General features: G+C 37.7%; 16 protein-coding genes and 1 riboswitch. Of the genes, 15 read left to right on the forward strand and 1 reads right to left on the reverse strand.

Annotation, left to right across the window (positions count from 1 at the left end; genetic code table 11):
- Window positions 1-14: 14 nt before the first annotated feature.
- The 11 genes from CWS20_RS20595 (at window position 15) to CWS20_RS20645 (ending at window position 12,356) form a co-directional block, all read left to right on the forward strand.
- Complete coding sequence (locus tag CWS20_RS20595; RefSeq protein WP_158237021.1) at window positions 15-1,253, forward strand: helix-turn-helix domain-containing protein; 1,239 nt, start codon at window positions 15-17, stop codon at window positions 1,251-1,253.
- 11 nt (window positions 1,254-1,264) lie between these two features.
- Window positions 1,265-1,816: a hypothetical protein gene (locus tag CWS20_RS20600; RefSeq protein ID WP_326134984.1), complete on the forward strand. Its 552-nt coding sequence runs from the start codon at window positions 1,265-1,267 to the stop codon at window positions 1,814-1,816.
- 37 nt (window positions 1,817-1,853) lie between these two features.
- Entirely contained in the window at window positions 1,854-1,997 is a 144-nt protein-coding gene (locus CWS20_RS29215; RefSeq protein ID WP_326134982.1) for a hypothetical protein, read from the forward strand.
- Window positions 1,998-2,093: 96 nt separating this feature from the next.
- Window positions 2,094-2,663, forward strand: a complete 570-nt coding sequence (locus tag CWS20_RS20605) for a DJ-1/PfpI family protein (protein ID WP_158237022.1) — start codon at window positions 2,094-2,096, stop codon at window positions 2,661-2,663.
- Window positions 2,664-2,989: 326 nt separating this feature from the next.
- A complete protein-coding gene (locus tag CWS20_RS20610; protein ID WP_083957416.1) occupies window positions 2,990-4,381 on the forward strand; it encodes a phospholipase D-like domain-containing protein in 1,392 nt (463 codons plus the stop codon).
- 335 nt (window positions 4,382-4,716) lie between these two features.
- The gene (locus tag CWS20_RS20615; RefSeq protein ID WP_066199076.1) at window positions 4,717-5,289 is read left to right on the forward strand and encodes a histidine phosphatase family protein; all 573 of its coding nucleotides are present in this window, start codon (window positions 4,717-4,719) and stop codon (window positions 5,287-5,289) included.
- 146 nt (window positions 5,290-5,435) lie between these two features.
- Window positions 5,436-6,638 carry a M20 metallopeptidase family protein gene (locus tag CWS20_RS20620; protein ID WP_066199072.1) on the forward strand — a complete coding sequence of 401 codons (1,203 nt, stop codon included), beginning with the start codon at window positions 5,436-5,438 and terminating at the stop codon, window positions 6,636-6,638.
- A gap of 1 nt (window position 6,639) precedes the next feature.
- Complete coding sequence (locus CWS20_RS20625) at window positions 6,640-7,938, forward strand: amidohydrolase (RefSeq protein ID WP_066199070.1); 1,299 nt, start codon at window positions 6,640-6,642, stop codon at window positions 7,936-7,938.
- A gap of 73 nt (window positions 7,939-8,011) precedes the next feature.
- Complete coding sequence (locus CWS20_RS20630; RefSeq protein ID WP_066199067.1) at window positions 8,012-9,331, forward strand: hypothetical protein; 1,320 nt, start codon at window positions 8,012-8,014, stop codon at window positions 9,329-9,331.
- A gap of 280 nt (window positions 9,332-9,611) precedes the next feature.
- Window positions 9,612-11,099, forward strand: a complete 1,488-nt coding sequence (locus CWS20_RS20635; protein ID WP_066201714.1) for an AbgT family transporter — start codon at window positions 9,612-9,614, stop codon at window positions 11,097-11,099.
- A 501-nt stretch (window positions 11,100-11,600) separates the two neighbouring features.
- On the forward strand, window positions 11,601-12,356 hold the full coding sequence (locus CWS20_RS20645) for a GNAT family N-acetyltransferase (protein ID WP_066199061.1): 756 nt from the start codon (window positions 11,601-11,603) through the stop codon (window positions 12,354-12,356).
- Window positions 12,357-12,454: 98 nt separating this feature from the next.
- Here CWS20_RS20645 and trhA read toward each other — a convergent pair whose 3' ends face one another.
- Entirely contained in the window at window positions 12,455-13,093 is a 639-nt protein-coding gene (gene trhA, locus CWS20_RS20650) for a PAQR family membrane homeostasis protein TrhA (RefSeq protein ID WP_241504228.1), read from the reverse strand.
- 198 nt (window positions 13,094-13,291) lie between these two features.
- On the opposite strand from trhA, the gene CWS20_RS20655 reads away from it, so the two are divergent.
- The 4 genes from CWS20_RS20655 (at window position 13,292) to tenA (ending at window position 16,314) form a co-directional block, all read left to right on the forward strand.
- Window positions 13,292-14,314, forward strand: a complete 1,023-nt coding sequence (locus CWS20_RS20655) for an LLM class flavin-dependent oxidoreductase (protein WP_066199059.1) — start codon at window positions 13,292-13,294, stop codon at window positions 14,312-14,314.
- Window positions 14,315-14,691: 377 nt separating this feature from the next.
- Entirely contained in the window at window positions 14,692-14,829 is a 138-nt protein-coding gene (locus tag CWS20_RS28135) for a hypothetical protein (RefSeq protein ID WP_157090546.1), read from the forward strand.
- The gene (locus CWS20_RS20660) at window positions 14,826-15,272 is read left to right on the forward strand and encodes a hypothetical protein (RefSeq protein ID WP_066199056.1); all 447 of its coding nucleotides are present in this window, start codon (window positions 14,826-14,828) and stop codon (window positions 15,270-15,272) included. Before CWS20_RS28135 ends, CWS20_RS20660 begins: the two co-directional genes overlap by 4 nt.
- A 126-nt stretch (window positions 15,273-15,398) precedes the next feature.
- A riboswitch (TPP riboswitch) is annotated at window positions 15,399-15,507 on the forward strand.
- A 114-nt stretch (window positions 15,508-15,621) separates the two neighbouring features.
- Window positions 15,622-16,314 (forward strand): thiaminase II, encoded by a 693-nt coding sequence (tenA, locus tag CWS20_RS20665; protein WP_066199054.1) that lies wholly within the window; start codon window positions 15,622-15,624, stop codon window positions 16,312-16,314.
- Window positions 16,315-16,318: the final 4 nt, after the last annotated feature.

A 16,318-nucleotide genomic window follows, 5' to 3' on the forward strand; every position in this document is an offset into this window, starting at 1 on the left:
TGGGGGGAGTGCAATTGTCTGTTGGACAAATCATTAAATTTTATCGAGAAAGAGAAGGCATGACTCAGGCGCAGTTAGGGGAAGGGATTTGCACAGCTACCCATATAAGTAAAATTGAAAATGGTAAGACAGATTATTCTCCGGAAATCATCTCATTATTTTCACAACGTCTCAATATTAATATACATAAAGAAATTGAAGCCTTTGATAAAATAGAATTCATGCTCCATTGTTTCCATGAAGCGATGATTATGAATCAAACAAAGCAAATGGAGAATTACCGCAAAAGCCTGGAGGCTATTCCATATATCACGTCAACTAAATATTCGTATTTTTTCCAGCTGTTAATGGGAAGGTATTGGCTGATGAAGCTGGACAAGGATAAGGTGGATTATTTGTTAAAGAAAATCGAACCCGTATTGGCAACGATTTATCCATATGAACAGAACCTTTTCCTTCATTTAAAAGGTATATATTATATCAAATATTCAACGAGAAAGAGCGATCATTTCAAAGCAATTGCTGTACTAAATAAAATAAACATCAAATATTATCCAAATCCAGAATACTATTATCATTTAGCTTTGGCATACGAATATGTAGGCTCCAGAGTAATTTCCTATTTTTATGCGGAGAAAGCTCTCTCCTATTTCAAGGAAACGAATAATTATTTGCAAGCTATCAAAGCGGAATCATTAATCCTGTTACAAATGTCAGACGATGAGTTTATCGAGGTTGAAGAAAAATACAAAAGACTCATACATGCCTGTGATTTAATAGGAGCAATAGACAAGAAAGGGATGCTCCTTAATAATCTAGGGATTTCTTTTCTAAAACGAAAACAATTCAATGAGGCTTACGATTGCTTAAATGAATCATTAAAGCTGACAGTAAAGCAAGGTGCAACATATATTAACCGGTTAGCAAATTATATTGAAATTTGTATAGAGGGGAATTTGAACCAAAGGAAAATATTGATAAAAAAGGTTGAGGATGGCTATACGATTGCAAAAAAAGAGAAAAACTATTTGTTTGTTCATCTTTTTCAACTTTATATTTTTGTTTTATCTAAGGAGACTAAAGCCTATTTTATGTATTTGGAAGAAAAAGCTTATCCTTACTTTCGCGAGAATCAACATTTACTGTTAATGAAGAAATATTCGCGGCAACTATTAAGCTATTATCATGAAACGAATCAAATAGAGAAAAGAGCAAACTTAGCATGTGAAATATTAGAAGAAGTACTGAGATAGGAGTTCATGCAATGAATGCGCCGGACTATTTATTAAATGTATGGAAAAGGTTCGATGGTTTTCCAATGGAAACTTTAACAAAGGTATGGGCAAAAAAACAAAGAAGTGTATCGCAAATGCGCGAAGATCAAATCCACTACGGTATAACAGGTAATTGCTTTGACTTATCCATTTGGTTATTGAATGAATTTAAAGAAAAAGGCATCAAAGCGTATCCGATTGGTCATCATTTACATTCAAAGCATGCTCATGCAGCTATCATCGCCGAGGATGAACGGGGGCGCCGGTTTTTATGTGATTTAGGAGATCAATGGTTAAAGCCGATATTAATAGATGTAAAGGATCAAGAATACACCAATGAAAAGTTGGGCGGATTTTTTCCAGCTGCTGATATTAGAGTCTCTCAAGTAGAAAATAACTTACAGATTGAGTATTTTAGACCTAGCGGGAAAGTGTCGCGGCAGATTTATGACGCAAGTAGGATGGAAGAATCTTCTTTTTATTCTGCAGCAGAGTATTCATCCTATCCCGCTATTGGAATGCAGATGTCCTTACAAAAATGAAATTGCACATTGGGAATTTTATGGCTGGAAGAGCTTTTTGAGTACGACAGAAGGTTTAATTGATGATCCAGATTTACACTCCGTCCAGGAATGGACTGCCAGAATCAATAAGAAAACTGGGTATAATACTGTATTTTTGAATGAGGTATTAGAAATCTATAAGAATAAAATCTTTGACTAGGGCAGTTTCTAAAGACTGTTGAGATCAAGGTGAGCGCTTTGAAAAATGCGCAACGAATAATGTAGGAAATGCCCATTTAAAAAAGAGGTGTATTTTTTGGACAAAAAAAGAGCACTTTTGCTTGTGTTTGAAGGGTATTGTGAATTTGAAATAGCTCCAGCAATCTCTATGATCAGCAATCGTTATGAACTTTTTACAATATCAAATAACAGGGAAGCTGTAAGGTCTGAGGCTGGACTGCTGACAGTGCCGACGATCACGTTTTCTGAAGCGAATGTTGAAGACTATGAGCTGTTGATTATACCTGGCGGGGATATGCTGCCGATAGTAAACGATGAAAAATACTATCAATGGGTACATGATTTTTGTGGAAAGAAAAGGGTGATTGCTGCGATATGCAGTGGTCCTTATGTGCTTGCAAGGTCGAATCTATTAGAAAGCATTCCATATACAGTAACTTTATCGAAGGAGCAAAGGAAGTTTCTCGGCGTATTTAAAGAAGCGTATTTTACATATGAACCGATAGTAAGATCATCTCCATATATTTTAACAGCACAAGGTCATGCATATGTTGAGTTTGCTATTGAATTAAATAAAATGATTAATAATGTAAGTGAGGCGGCAGTAGATTTTTATCGTGGCAACAAAAATCATTTTATGGAGTAAACTTATTATTCAACAAGAGTGCAGCCAAAGTGAACCTTAAGATGGATTTGGACCGTTCGGTTCATGAAGAAGAAGGTAGGTGGTACAGACATTATAGGCACAATTGCGATGTTGACTCTTTTTCCGGCTTTAGCGAAGTAGTGCACTCAAAGTTCGAACCACTCAGGAAGAGAGCGGTAAACCTCTCAAAATCACACCTCTCTTTATAAGAATGCGTTTGTCTACAGTCTCCAACCCTCTACAAAGGTTTTTTTTCTTTGAATGACTAATTCACCTAGAAACAACGTAGACTAAAGAGACTTATTTTTTGAAGGGTAGATGATCATATGCGCGCTAAGCTGTTAAAAATCCCTCTTGCTATTCTCTTCCTATATTTCATTTTTATATTGATTGCGACCACGCTTCTTATTAAATCGCCCGTCAAGAATGAAGTGAATTTAAACCAAATCCCCTCCTATGCAATAAAAGAGCAACATTTTGATCAGGCGCAATTGCTAGAAGATGGTTTTACTTCCGGACAGGCAAGATTAAAAATCATCGAAGAAGCAAAGAAAACCATCCATATAGCTTACTATAAATTCTATGAAGAGGAAACAACTGATTTAATGATAGGCGCAATGTTTAAAGCTGCCGACCGTGGTGTGAATGTAAGGTTTATGTTAGATGCAATGACAAATTATTTAAATAGAGACTTGAAGAGAGCGCTCGCTGCGCATCCTAATATTGAACTAAAAGTGTATGAACCATTTCAACCTCTCAGACCTGGCACATGGCAAAATCGGCTGCATGATAAACTTCTCATTGTTGACGAGCAATTTGTGATTACAGGCGGAAGAAACTTGGGTGATAAATATTTAGCTGAAAGTAAAATGGATAATTTCGTTCTTGACCGGGATGTTCTTTTATATCGTCCTAATATTGAAGATAGCAGTGTGATTCAGCATATTGATCAATACTTTCTTACATTATGGGATAGTCCATTTTCTAAACAATATAAACCAAAATTGTCAGAGAATGATAAAACGAAAGAACCAAAGAGAGAGTATATGACTTATTATGATGAAATGAACACATTTCAGACCGTTTTTTCCAATCCGGAGTTTGATTGGGACAAATATACAATAAAAGTAGATCAGACGAGATTTCTAGCAAATCCAATTGAAAGAGGAAAGAAAGAGCCGATAATATTTACTGGCTTAAACGAACTTTTTAAACAAGCTCAATCATCTATCCAAATTCAAACACCTTATGTGATCCCGACAAAGGAAATGAAAAGCCATACCGCTATATTACCTAATTCAGAGGTAGAAACAGACATCATTACAAACTCTCTCAACTCTACTCCTAACATGCTTGCGTTCTCAGGTTATTTAAATAAAAAGGGTGAGCTTATAAAGGAAGCAAATAGAGTATATGAATATGAGGGGGCTTTCTCAGTACATGGCAAATCCATTTTGATTGATGACTATACAAGTGTGATTGGTTCCTTCAATTTTGATTCAAGGTCAACCTTTATTAATACTGAATCAATTGTAATTATAGAGGGAAAAGAGTTTGCCGAAATGTTACAGCTGGCATTTGATGATATTATTAAAGAAAGCCACCTTGTTTCTGAAAATGGTATTATGAAGCAACCAGCTCCGACTAAGTCAGCCGGAAAGGAATTATTCCTGAATATTTTATCCAAGCTGACTGTGCCAATTCAATCGCTGTTATAGAGGATATATATTTTTAATAAAAAAAAGAGCCATTAAGGCTCAAAAAAGCAAACTGGTAAAGTCAGCGAAAATAATTTAATACATTGTTATCATATGCGCTCAGGACAAGGCTGTGCTATATATAATGAAAATATAATTTTTAGTGGCCTAATGTCTAATTATAAAGGGACTGAACCATTGGGCTCAGTCCCTATATAAAAAGGGGGGGATCTTGTTTATGTCCTAGCTGTAATTATAGTATAGACAACAAATGTTAAGAACATATGAACATGAGATGACTAAATGATTAAATAAAATGGAATTATGGTGATGAAAAGGAAAGGAAGAGAATGCATATGACAATGATTTGTCTAATTAGGCACGGAGAGACAGATTGGAACGCACAAAACAGAATTCAAGGAAGAACGGATATCCCATTAAATGAAAAAGGCAAACAACAGGCCATTCAATGCGGAAAATATTTAGCGCTAAACGATTGGGATGTCATCATATCGAGCCCGTTAAAAAGAGCGAGGCAAACCGCAGAGTTGATAAATGAAAATACAAATCTTCCGATAACAATAATGGATGATTTTATCGAGAGATGTTTTGGAGATGGAGAAGGGTTAACTTTTTCTGAACGGCAAGAGAGATTTCCAGATGGTGTGATTCCTGGTTATGAATCTACTGAAACATTAATCTTGCGAATCATGTCAGGAATAGAAAAAATAAACGAGCAATACCCAAAGAAGAAAGTGTTGCTAGTGGCCCATGGCGCTGTTATTAGCAGCATTCTTTCACATTTATCCAATGGAGAAATCGGTTCTGGTAAAACACGATTATTAAATGCTTGCATCAGCAATCTTCAATTTACGGAAAATAAATGGATGATTCAGAACTATAATCAAGTTGATCATTTAGAAAAATAATAGTTAAGCATGCTTTATATCCTAAAAAAATGAAGAATTTTTTAAAAAATGGAGGAATTCTCTCAATTGTCATCGAAATTAGTGTATTATCGGAATTAATAAGGATTTTTTCCTTAAATAATCCGTTGATAGGGGAGAGTCTATCTATGTCATTCACATTAAAAGGAAAAGCAAACAAAATCTTAGAAGAGATTATTGCATTTCGTAGAGAGCTTCATCAAAATCCCGAATTAAGTGGGGAAGAGTTTGAAACATCCTTAAGAATCCAAGAGAAATTACAAATGCATGCTATTCCGTTTAAAGCAGGCTATGCCAAAACAGGCATATTGGGAATCATTAGAGGAAGCAAACGAGGTGGAACAGTCGCATTACGGGCTGATATTGATGCTTTGCCAATTACCGAACAAACCGGGTTGGAATTTGCTTCAAAAAGTGAAGGGATAATGCACGCATGTGGTCATGATAGCCATACTGCCATGCTTCTCGGTGCAGGAATGCTGTTAAATGAAATGAAGGAAGAATTGGAAGGCACCATTCTATTAGTATTTCAACCAGCAGAAGAAAAATCTCCTGTAGGCGGGGCTAGTGCGATGATGGCTGATGGCGTTTTTGATGAAATAAAGCCTGATGTCATCATTGGCCAGCACGTATGGCCTGATTTGGAACCGGGAATGGTTGGTGTACGACCTGGATCAATGATGGGGAACTCAGATCGGTTTAAATTGATTATTAAAGGCTCAGGCGGTCATGCTAGTATGCCTCATACGACTGTCGATGCCATAGTAGTAGCAAATCAAGTGATTACGATGCTGCAAACGATTGTCAGCAGAAATATCGATCCGATCAAGTCAGCGGTAGTTACAGTCGGAAAAATAACTGGTGGAGTCGCACATAACGTAATTGCCGATGAGGTTGTGATAGAAGGAACCATCCGCACGCTTTCAGATGAAGTAAAAGCGCAAGTGAAGAATCGCTTTATTGAAGTTGTTGAAGGCACAGTATCATCTATGAGCGGAACCGTTGAAATTGATTATTTGGACGGTTATCCAGCAACAGTTAACTCTGAAAAGTGGGCAAGGAGAGTGAAGGAAACAGCCATTAGCATGTTTGGTCAAAATCGAGTACCAGAGGTCGCTCCTTCTATGGCGGGAGAGGACTTCGGAAGGTTTCTTCAAGCATATCCAGGTGTGTATTATTGGCTCGGCTGCTCTATAGGCGAAGGTCAGAAGCCGCTTCATAACCCTTCCTTTATGCTGGATGAGGCTATTTTTTCGGATGGCATTGAACTGATGTCGCAGCTAGCAATGGATGCTTTATCTCAAATAAAGACTGGAGGCATGAACGATTAACATGGAAATGAATGAATTCATCAAGAAGCTGACACCATATTTAATAAAAATGCGCAGACACTTTCATCAATACCCGGAAGCTGCATGGACAGAATATGTCACGACAGCTTCTATTGCTGAAGAATTAAAACAGCTGGACTTTAATCTTTATATGGGAAAGGAAATATTAAAAGCAGAAGCGCGAATGGGAATGCCGTCAAATCAAGAAATCGCTGACAATGAAAAGCGTGCGATTGCAGAAGGTGTTTCAGCTGAATGGATGGAGAAGATGGCAGGTGCATTCACCGGCATCGTGGCCGCGTATGATACAGGCAGGCCAGGCAGCCATATAGCGATACGTTTTGATATCGACGCATTGCCGATTAAGGAATCGGCTGAAGCTGGACATTTTCCGGCAGATGAAGGGTTTATTTCTAAGCGTGAAGGCTTTATGCATGCGTGTGGTCACGATGGCCATGCTGCAATTGGATTGGGAGTTGCCCGCTTTATTCATGAATTTAAGCAACGATTATACGGACGGTTCACATTGCTATTTCAGCCGGGGGAAGAGGGCGGCAGAGGAGCTAAGCCGATGGTTGAACAAGGCCTGCTCGATAGCGCGGATTATTTTATAGGCGGACATATTGGAATACATTCCTTGAAAGTGGGAGAAATTGCTGCTACAGCTACGAAATTTTTAGCTAGCACAAAAATAAATGCCTCTTTCTATGGGAAGTCTGCACATGCGGGCCTTTCCCCTAATGAAGGCAGAAACGCGCTGCTAGCGGCCGCCGCTGCATCGCTTCATTTAAATGGAATTACCCGCCATGCAGACGGTCATACAAGAATTAATGTTGGCAAGCTTGAAGCGGGAAGCGGTAGAAATATCGTAGCTGATTTTGCACGAATGGAAATTGAAACCCGAGGTGAATCAACCGAGTTAAACGAAAATTATATGGTTCCTGAAGCAAGGAGAATCATCGAGGCAAGTGCGGCACTTTATGATGTAAAAGCGGAAATAGAAATGGTTGGCACAGCCCCAAGCGAGGAGTGCAGCAAAGAATGGGTAGAACGAATACAAGAGTCAGTAGATGAAAGCACAGCCATCCACCGGGTTATACCTGAATTAACAATGGGAGCCTCTGAGGATGCGACATATATGATGCAGCGTGTAAAACAACAGGGCGGATCTGCAACATATATGATTTTTGGAACGCCATTATCAGCGGGTCATCATCACCCGCGATTTGACTATGATGAAGCTGTACTTCCGATTGCGGTAGAAACAATTGGACGCGCTGTGTTAAAGCTGCAGCAATAGGTATATTCGATACACGCTGCCGTGTTAAAATAAAGGTACAAATCTATTTTACGCTGGAAGCAGGTGTTAGAAGATGAAAATAAGAGTAGGTGTGGTGGGACCTTCAGATTCAGTCAAACAGATGATGAAGGTGGGGGAGTCCTATCCAGACCTGAATTTCATCCCTTTTGTTTATGAAAATACAGAGGAAACAGAGCAAATTATCTTAAAAAATAAGGAATGGGTCGATCAATGGCTGTTCTCTGGTCAGGCACCCTATTATTTTGCTTTGTCAAAAGAGCTAATATGTGAGGATGAGGCAACATTTACACCACTGAACGGTGCAAGTTTGCTCGCTGTCCTATTGCAGGCATTTTTAGATGAAGGTCACATTTTGAAACGTTTTAGCCTGGATACCATTCAGGAAGAAGAAATTGAAAAAGGATTGGATTCTCTCGTCAACCATAATATTATTTTTCATCTTAATGCTTATGAAGGATATATGCCATCAAATGAAATTATCCACTTTCATAAAAAACTATATGAAGCAGGAAAGATTGAAGCAGCAATCACTTGCTTAAACAATGTATACCAAGAGCTGACTGCCATGAAAATACCAGTATACCGTTTAGTGCAATCCGAATTAACATTAAGGAGATCTTTGGAGCATATAAGAGAAAAAGGGCATGTCAATTGGTATAAAAAATCGCAGTTAGTCATTATTGGGATAGACATAATCCGCTCATCTCTTTCCAATGAAGAAAGGCATCTGTCTTATAAGCTTAAACACCAAGAACTGGAACTTAAAAAAGTGCTTTTACAAGTCGCTGAAAAAATGAACGCATCTATCGTACAAATAGGAGATGGCCTCCATTATATATATACTACTCGTGGTGAGCTTGATTTATATATGAGCAGTCAGTCAATTCTTTCCATGCGTGATGAAATATATATACATAGTAAACTGTATGTAAGAATTGGTGTAGGATATGGGTTAACCGTGCTGGATGCCGAGGAAAGCGTTGGTATTGCCTTTGAACATGCCAGAGAATATAAAGGTCCTGTCGTGATTACAGTTAATGAAGAAAAAGATGTAAAGGTGCTCATGGAAGACGGAGATGAAATTAGCTATCACACAAGAAATATCGGAAATGAATGGGAAAAATTCTTTAAAGATGCTGGTATTAGTTTAAAAATAGTTTCCAAAATAGATTCCTTATCGGCGCATTATCAAAAAACAGCGATTACCTCACAGGATTTGGCTCATTGGTTAAAGAGCACAGATCGAAATGCTCGCAGAATCCTCATGGAGATGGAAAAAATCGGGTTAGCAAAAGTGGTCGGTGAGGAATCAGGACATAGGGGAAGACCGCGTAAAATATATGAACTTCAGTTAGAGTCTTTTGAAAAATAGCTTAAAAAACTGTGTATAGAAGTGAATCTATACGCAGTTTTTTTGCATAAAAATAACTATCTATATGTTTATATGTAAATGAACACCTTTGTTTATGCAATTATGTGATTATTTTGAATGAAAATTATTAGAAAGTTAATAAAAAATTAAATTTTTTCAAAAAAAGCCTATTCTCTTTTTTAATAGGATGATATAATAACGGAAATGTTATGGACTAATTCCGTTATTAAGGAGAGTGAATCATTTGCAAGTAGAAGTCAATAAACAAGAAAAAGGCTTAATGTCCAAATTCCTGACTGGTATTGAGAAGATAGGAAATAAACTGCCAGATCCTTTCTTTATATTTGTTTATTTAGCAGCTTTTGTCATGGTACTTACATTCATAGTAAACATGTTTGATGTGACTGTTGAGCATCCAGGCACAGGAGAAACACTGCCAATCAAAAGTTTGATTTCTGGTGAAGGTCTGCAATTTATTTTAGGAGAAATGCTGGCCAACTTTACTGGTTTTGCACCGTTAGGTCTTGTTTTGGCAATGATGCTAGGCGTTGGTCTTGCCGATAAAGTAGGGTTATTAGAAACGGCCATTAAAAAGTCCATCCTAAGCACACCAAAATCACTTGTTACATATGCGGTTTTCTTTGTAGGTATTTTAGGAAATATCGCTTCTGATGCAGCGTTTGTCCTTGTTCCACCTTTAGCTGCCATGGTTTTCTACACTGTTGGCCGCCATCCGTTAGCTGGCTTAGCAGCTGGATTCGCTGGTGTAGGTGCTGGTTTTTCTGCCAATATATTAATTGCTGGTACTGACGCTTTGCTAGCGGGAATTACAACTGAGGCAGCGAAAGCAATTGACTCTAGTTTTGTGGTTACGCCGGTAGACAACTGGTATTTCATGTCTGTATCCACAGTGTTCTTAACATTAATTGGCGGTTTTATTACTGAAAAAATCATTGAACCTCGGTTAGGCAAGTATGAAGGGGATCTTAAGAAAAATTTTGAACCTGTATCAGCAATTGAAGTAAGAGGTTTACGGAATAGTATCATCGCAGGGTCCATTTACGTCGGTTTACTATTGCTTATCATCTTCTGGCCGAATTCGCCGCTCAGAAATGAAGATGGCGGCATGATTCCATCCCCATTTTTAGATGGAATTATCCCAATAGTATTACTATTCTTTATTGTTATGGGCACCGCCTATGGGGTGACTGTTAAGAAAATTACTAAATTGGCTGATATCCCTAAATTTATGGGCGAGTCAATGAAGGATATGGCAGGCTATATCGTATTAATCTTTGCTGCTTCACAATTTATTGCCTACTTCAACTGGTCTAATCTAGGAACTTGGATTGCAGTAAATGGCGCTGAATTTTTAGCATCTATTAATCTAACTGGGCTTCCGGTTATTATTGGATTTATCTTATTCGTATCTGTTTTAAATCTATTAATCTTTAGTGGTTCTGCACAATGGGCATTATTGGCGCCTATTTTTATTCCGCTGTTCATGCTGCTTGATTATAATCCGGCATTTATACAGGCTGCTTACAGAATTGCAGATTCAACTACCAATATTATTACACCGCTAAACCCATATATTTTAGTCGTACTCGCCTTTATGCGCGAATATGATAAAAAGGCAGGATTAGGGACGCTCATATCGATGATGATTCCGTATTCAATTATTTTTCTTGTTTTTTGGGTTGTATTATTATTTATTTTTGGCTTGCTCGGTATTCCGCTTGGACCAGGAATCGAAATGTACCTATAAAAAAAACAACCCCCAATCTATTTTTGATAGGTTGGGGATTGTTTTTTTTGATAAGATTAAAGAAAGGATGTGTATAAAAATAGAGAATATTGAAGCAATTGTAAAGGTTTTGGATGGCGCATGATGACATGATTCTAAACAGGTATCTCAACGGTCGATGAATGCACTTGTTCATGCAGGTAAATAGGGCTGGAAATCATCATTGTAACAGCGGGAATGCCAAGAGTTGTGAAATGTTCCTGATGAGCTCAATTATATTTACACTAAAAATACGGTGAGTTAGCAAGTATACTTTAATTAGGTTAATTGGTTTCTAAAGCACTTGAAGATGTGCTTTGCGCGCTGTCGATACAAAAAGCGATGACCTCACATTGTTTGAATATTGCAGTTTTCCGGTTGTAATGAATAAAGCAATACAGCTATCCAAAAGAGTGACTTTCACAAAAAACAAAGATGGAGTGGGTCATATATTGGAAGAACTATTAGAAGGAGAAGTCATTCATGAAAAGAGCAACATTTAATGATATATATTATTTAGGAAGAACAATTGAAGAAAACAATCAATTAAGACATATTCATTATCCAGAAATGCTATCAAAATATGATGCAAACTTTATCCAATTTAAGAAAATGCCTTCCATTGAAGAATTCATCATAGCAGAAGAAAAGTTAATGCAGTTTCATGTGCAAAATAAGATGGAGCATGTGAAGTTTTATTTTCCGGCGGATAAGAATTTAAGTGACGGGCTATTATTATATTTAAAGCAAAACTTTTATGTTGTTGGATTTCTAGAGCTGTTTAGCATTCAGCCGAACAATTTTCCGCGAATTTCACATCATCCTGATACTGTTATTGAAATGGTTTCAGATGCAAACTTAAATGCCTTTCTTACTTTGCAAAAGGAGCTGGATAGGCAGTTTGGCGAGGAGTATGCAGAGGCAAATCAAAAGATTCACTTGAAGAATTACGATGACCCCTCAGTTGCTATGGCTGTTGCCTTTTATAAAGGAGAGGCTGCTGGTTCTGTCAATGTCTATCTTTCGGAGGAGACTGCAGAAATAGATAGTTTAAGTGTTCTAGAAAAGTTTAGAAATAAGAAGATTGCAAGCAGACTTCAGCAAGCAGTGATGCGGAGATTTACTGAAAAAACTTTTATCCTTGTTGCAGATGGGAACGATACACCAAGAGACATGTATATGAAACAAGGCTATGATTATCTGGGGGTTAGATATGAAGCGATGAAGCTGATTAAATAGTCGTAAGCAACATTGCCAATATTCCTAAACAGCGAGACTAATCGGAAACCATTAATTACTTTAATGTAAGAAGAGAATAGATATTCTCTTCTTACGTGTTATGATGGCAGCAAAGTCAATACAGCAAAGAAGTGCATAATTGAGCCTGCCAGCACAAAAACATGCCAGACCGCATGATGATATTTGAAAGCTCTCCATACATAAAATATAGCGCCAACAGTATAAAGCACACCGCCAATCGCTAAAAAGATGATTCCTTCCCGAGGTACATTAGCCATTAAATCTCCCCATACGAATACAATAAGCCAGCCCATTAAAACATAAAGTAATGTCGACATACCAACATATTTTTTTACATAAAAAGATTTAAATACAGTCCCGGCAATTGCAAGTCCCCAAACAACACCGAAAAGCGTCCATGCTAAAGCTCCATTTACTGCAATAAATAAAAAGGGAGTATATGTACCAGCAATGAAAAAGTAGATGGATGAATGATCTAAAATCTCAAAAACATCTTTCGCTCTGCCAGCAGGAAAGCTGTGCAATAGTGTGGAGGATGTATACAGCAGTACCATCGTTGTTCCGAACAGAACGAAGCTCACTACATGCCAGGCGTTCCCGTATAACGAAGAAAAGACGGTCAAGATAACCAGTGCAGCAATACTTAATAAAAAGCCAATTCCATGTATAATCGCATTTGCGATTTCTTCTCCCTTGGAAAATATATGTGTTTCCAATTGAATCATTCCTTCCAAGTGTCATAAGCCATCTTTCGCATTCTAATGTTAAGCATAACTTTAATTTTAGTACATATTAAAGGTAAAAGATATTTTTTTGATAAGCAAGTCGTTTGACCACTTGCAGGTTAAAGAATATGCTTAATTTAAATAATTAATTAGTCTGCTAATTGATTTGGAGCAAGGGGGATAAACCGAATGACGAATGAAAAACTGAAACTTTCAATATTGGATTTGGCGACATTAAATAATGGAGAAAATGCGGTAAAAGGGTTAAAGAATTCAACTGATCTTGTGATATTAGCGGATCGATTAGGCTATACAAGATATTGGTTTGCGGAGCATCATAATACAAAGCATCAAATGAGTACTTCTCCAGACCTATTAAGTGCGCATGCTGGTTCCATTACAAAAAATATTCGCATCGGATCTGGAGGGGTTATGCTTCCGAATCATAGTCCGCTAAAGGTAGCTGAAAATTTTTCGCTGCTTGAAGGATTATTTCCAGGAAGGGTGGATCTCGGAATTGGACGCGCGCCTGGAACGGATAGTTTAACTGCGCTTGCGTTAAGGCGGTCAAGAGATGCTGTTACTCGTTATGATTTTCCTGAACAGTTAAGCGAGCTTCTATCGTATTTTTCCAGGAATTTTGAAGGCAATCATCCGTTTAAAGACATCAGTCCTGCACCGGAACAGCTAATTCCAGATATGTTTATGCTTGGGTCGAGCGATGGCGGTATGCATTTCGCATCACAGAATGGACTAGGGTTTGTCTTTGCTGCGCATATATCGCCGCAATTAGCGATACCTATGCTTCGTGCATATAAAAAGAATTTTAGACCATCCGCCTACTTAGCAGAACCAAAAAGTATCCTAGCCATTATTGTTGTTGCAGCAGAAACAGACGAAGAAGCTAATTATTTGGCTGGTCCTGCAGAGCTTCAATGGGCAAGATGGGCTATAGGACAATTTCAATACGCACCACCGACTTTAGAGGAAGCGAGCAACCATGTATACTCACCTCAAGAAGAATTAGCACGCAAGGATAATAAGGGCAAGTTTGTAATCGGCAATATTGAATCAGTTAAAAATAAACTGCAAGACCTTGCAAATGCTGCTATGGTCGATGAAATCATGATACTAAATATGCTTACTGAAAAATCATCACGACATCGTTCATATGAATTATTAGCAGATGCCTTTCAATTAAACAAGGATTGAATGATAAAAGTGCCTAAACGATCACATCGTTTGTGACCATTCGGCACTTTTTTTTAGGTGGTGATATATAATTTTTACCTTGCTTACCATTTAATTAGCGTATAAAATGAACGAACTGTGGTTGGTTTGAAACAACAAACGTTGTGGTGAGTGCCCTAATTGTCACATTAAAAAGCATTTAAAATGATAAACGAAGCCTCCATGCTATCAATTGTCACAATAAACAGCATATAACAACGAACCTGTCCCCATCACCCACGAGTTCAGTGATTGACCAAATACAAAGGGTAAGCATTGCGTTTATGCGTTTTCCGGCAGATTTTATAGGTGTAATATAGCGCGGAAATATGGCAGAAAGCTAAGAAAGAGTTACATACATGCCGTGTCATGAGTTTCCTGCTCAGTCGGATGCCAAACACGCTGCAAATTTAGAAAAAGATGCTTTTAACAATGGACAAAGGAAATTAACGGCAAGTGTCGAGCCATTGAAACGATATGGAGGAGAAGAAGATTGACTAGAGAATTACTAGCATTAAATCACAGCCTAATGATTGAAATGATAAGAAAATGCGGAAAGTCAAATGATGAGATTATTAACGTATTAATGGAAGGAAACGCGGAGTCCTTCCAGCCATTCGGGGAAGGGATTCCTGATTGGGAAACCTTTATTCAGTATTATGAAAGCAACCCTATAAAAATGAAAAACGCTATATATCATGGATTTAAAGTCACTTTTTTAACAAAAGGTGCATTAAAGATGCTATTAAAAATTAAATTTAACCTCCATGAAGGGGAGGACTTCATCGATACGGGAGAAACTTTAGAAAATATGAAGCTATCTTTTGAAAGTCATAGAGAACTTCAAGAAATGATTTCCTCTAATTGGAGGATAATAGCGAAACAACAAACTTCATCCACAATTGCAATAAAAATTCAGCTTGCAAATCAGTCTTTATAATGGTTTAGGCTAATATAAGTAGCGAGAAGCCGGAGGCCATTCACCCTATATAAGATTGAATTACAAATTTGGATGTTGACAATTCAATGAACCATGTTAATATAATCCATGTAAACTAAATAGGAAACAATCCACTAGGGGAGCCTTTTATGAAGGCTGAGATTAGAGTGAAACTTTAAGACCCTTGGAACCTGATCTGGCTCATACCAGCGTAGGGAAGTGGTGTACGCATATAGATTTTAATAAACTTAAAATCATTGCTTTTTACACCACTTTTCTCATTGAAGAGTGGTTTTTATTTTGTCTTGAACAGGTGATTTCCTATATTTCAACAAAGGAGAGGATAAAAATGACAAAAACTTTTACTGAAGAACTAAGAATGCATGCAAATGTGATTTGGGAAGAAAATTTTCGCCATCCTTTTGTTAAAGGTATTGCTGAAGGGAATTTGCCTTTAGAAAACTTTCGGTTTTATGTTATGCAAGACTCCTATTATCTTTCTCACTTCGCAAGAGTTCAGGCTATTGGGGCAGCGAGAGCAGATGAATTACATACGACAGCAAGAATGGCGGCGCACGCACAAGGAACATATGAAGCTGAGCTTGGCCTGCATGAGAAGTTCATGAAGCTTCTCAATATAACTAATGCTGAACTTGATGCCTTTGAGCCCGCGCCAACGGCCTATGCATATACATCTCATTTATATAGAGTGGCAGATTCAGGCACCATCGGAGAAATAATAGCTGCGCTCTTGCCATGCTACTGGATTTATTATGATATTGGCCAAAGCTTTAAAGGAGCGGCACCTACTGAACCCATTTATCAAGAATGGATTGCGGCCTATGGAGGCGAATGGTTTGGAAAATTGGTCGTGGAGCAGATTGATAGATTAAATGAATTGGCAGAAAAAGCAACAGACCAAGAAAAAAACAAAATGAGGCAGCATTTTTTAATCAGCTGTCAGTATGAACTGCAATTTTGGGAAATGGCATATAAACTGGAAGACTGGTCAGTAAAAACAAATAAGTCAATCGTGATCTAATGGG

It is taken from the genome of Cytobacillus horneckiae (genome assembly GCF_002835735.1).
Taxonomy (GTDB): domain Bacteria; phylum Bacillota; class Bacilli; order Bacillales; family Cytobacillaceae; genus Cytobacillus; species Cytobacillus horneckiae.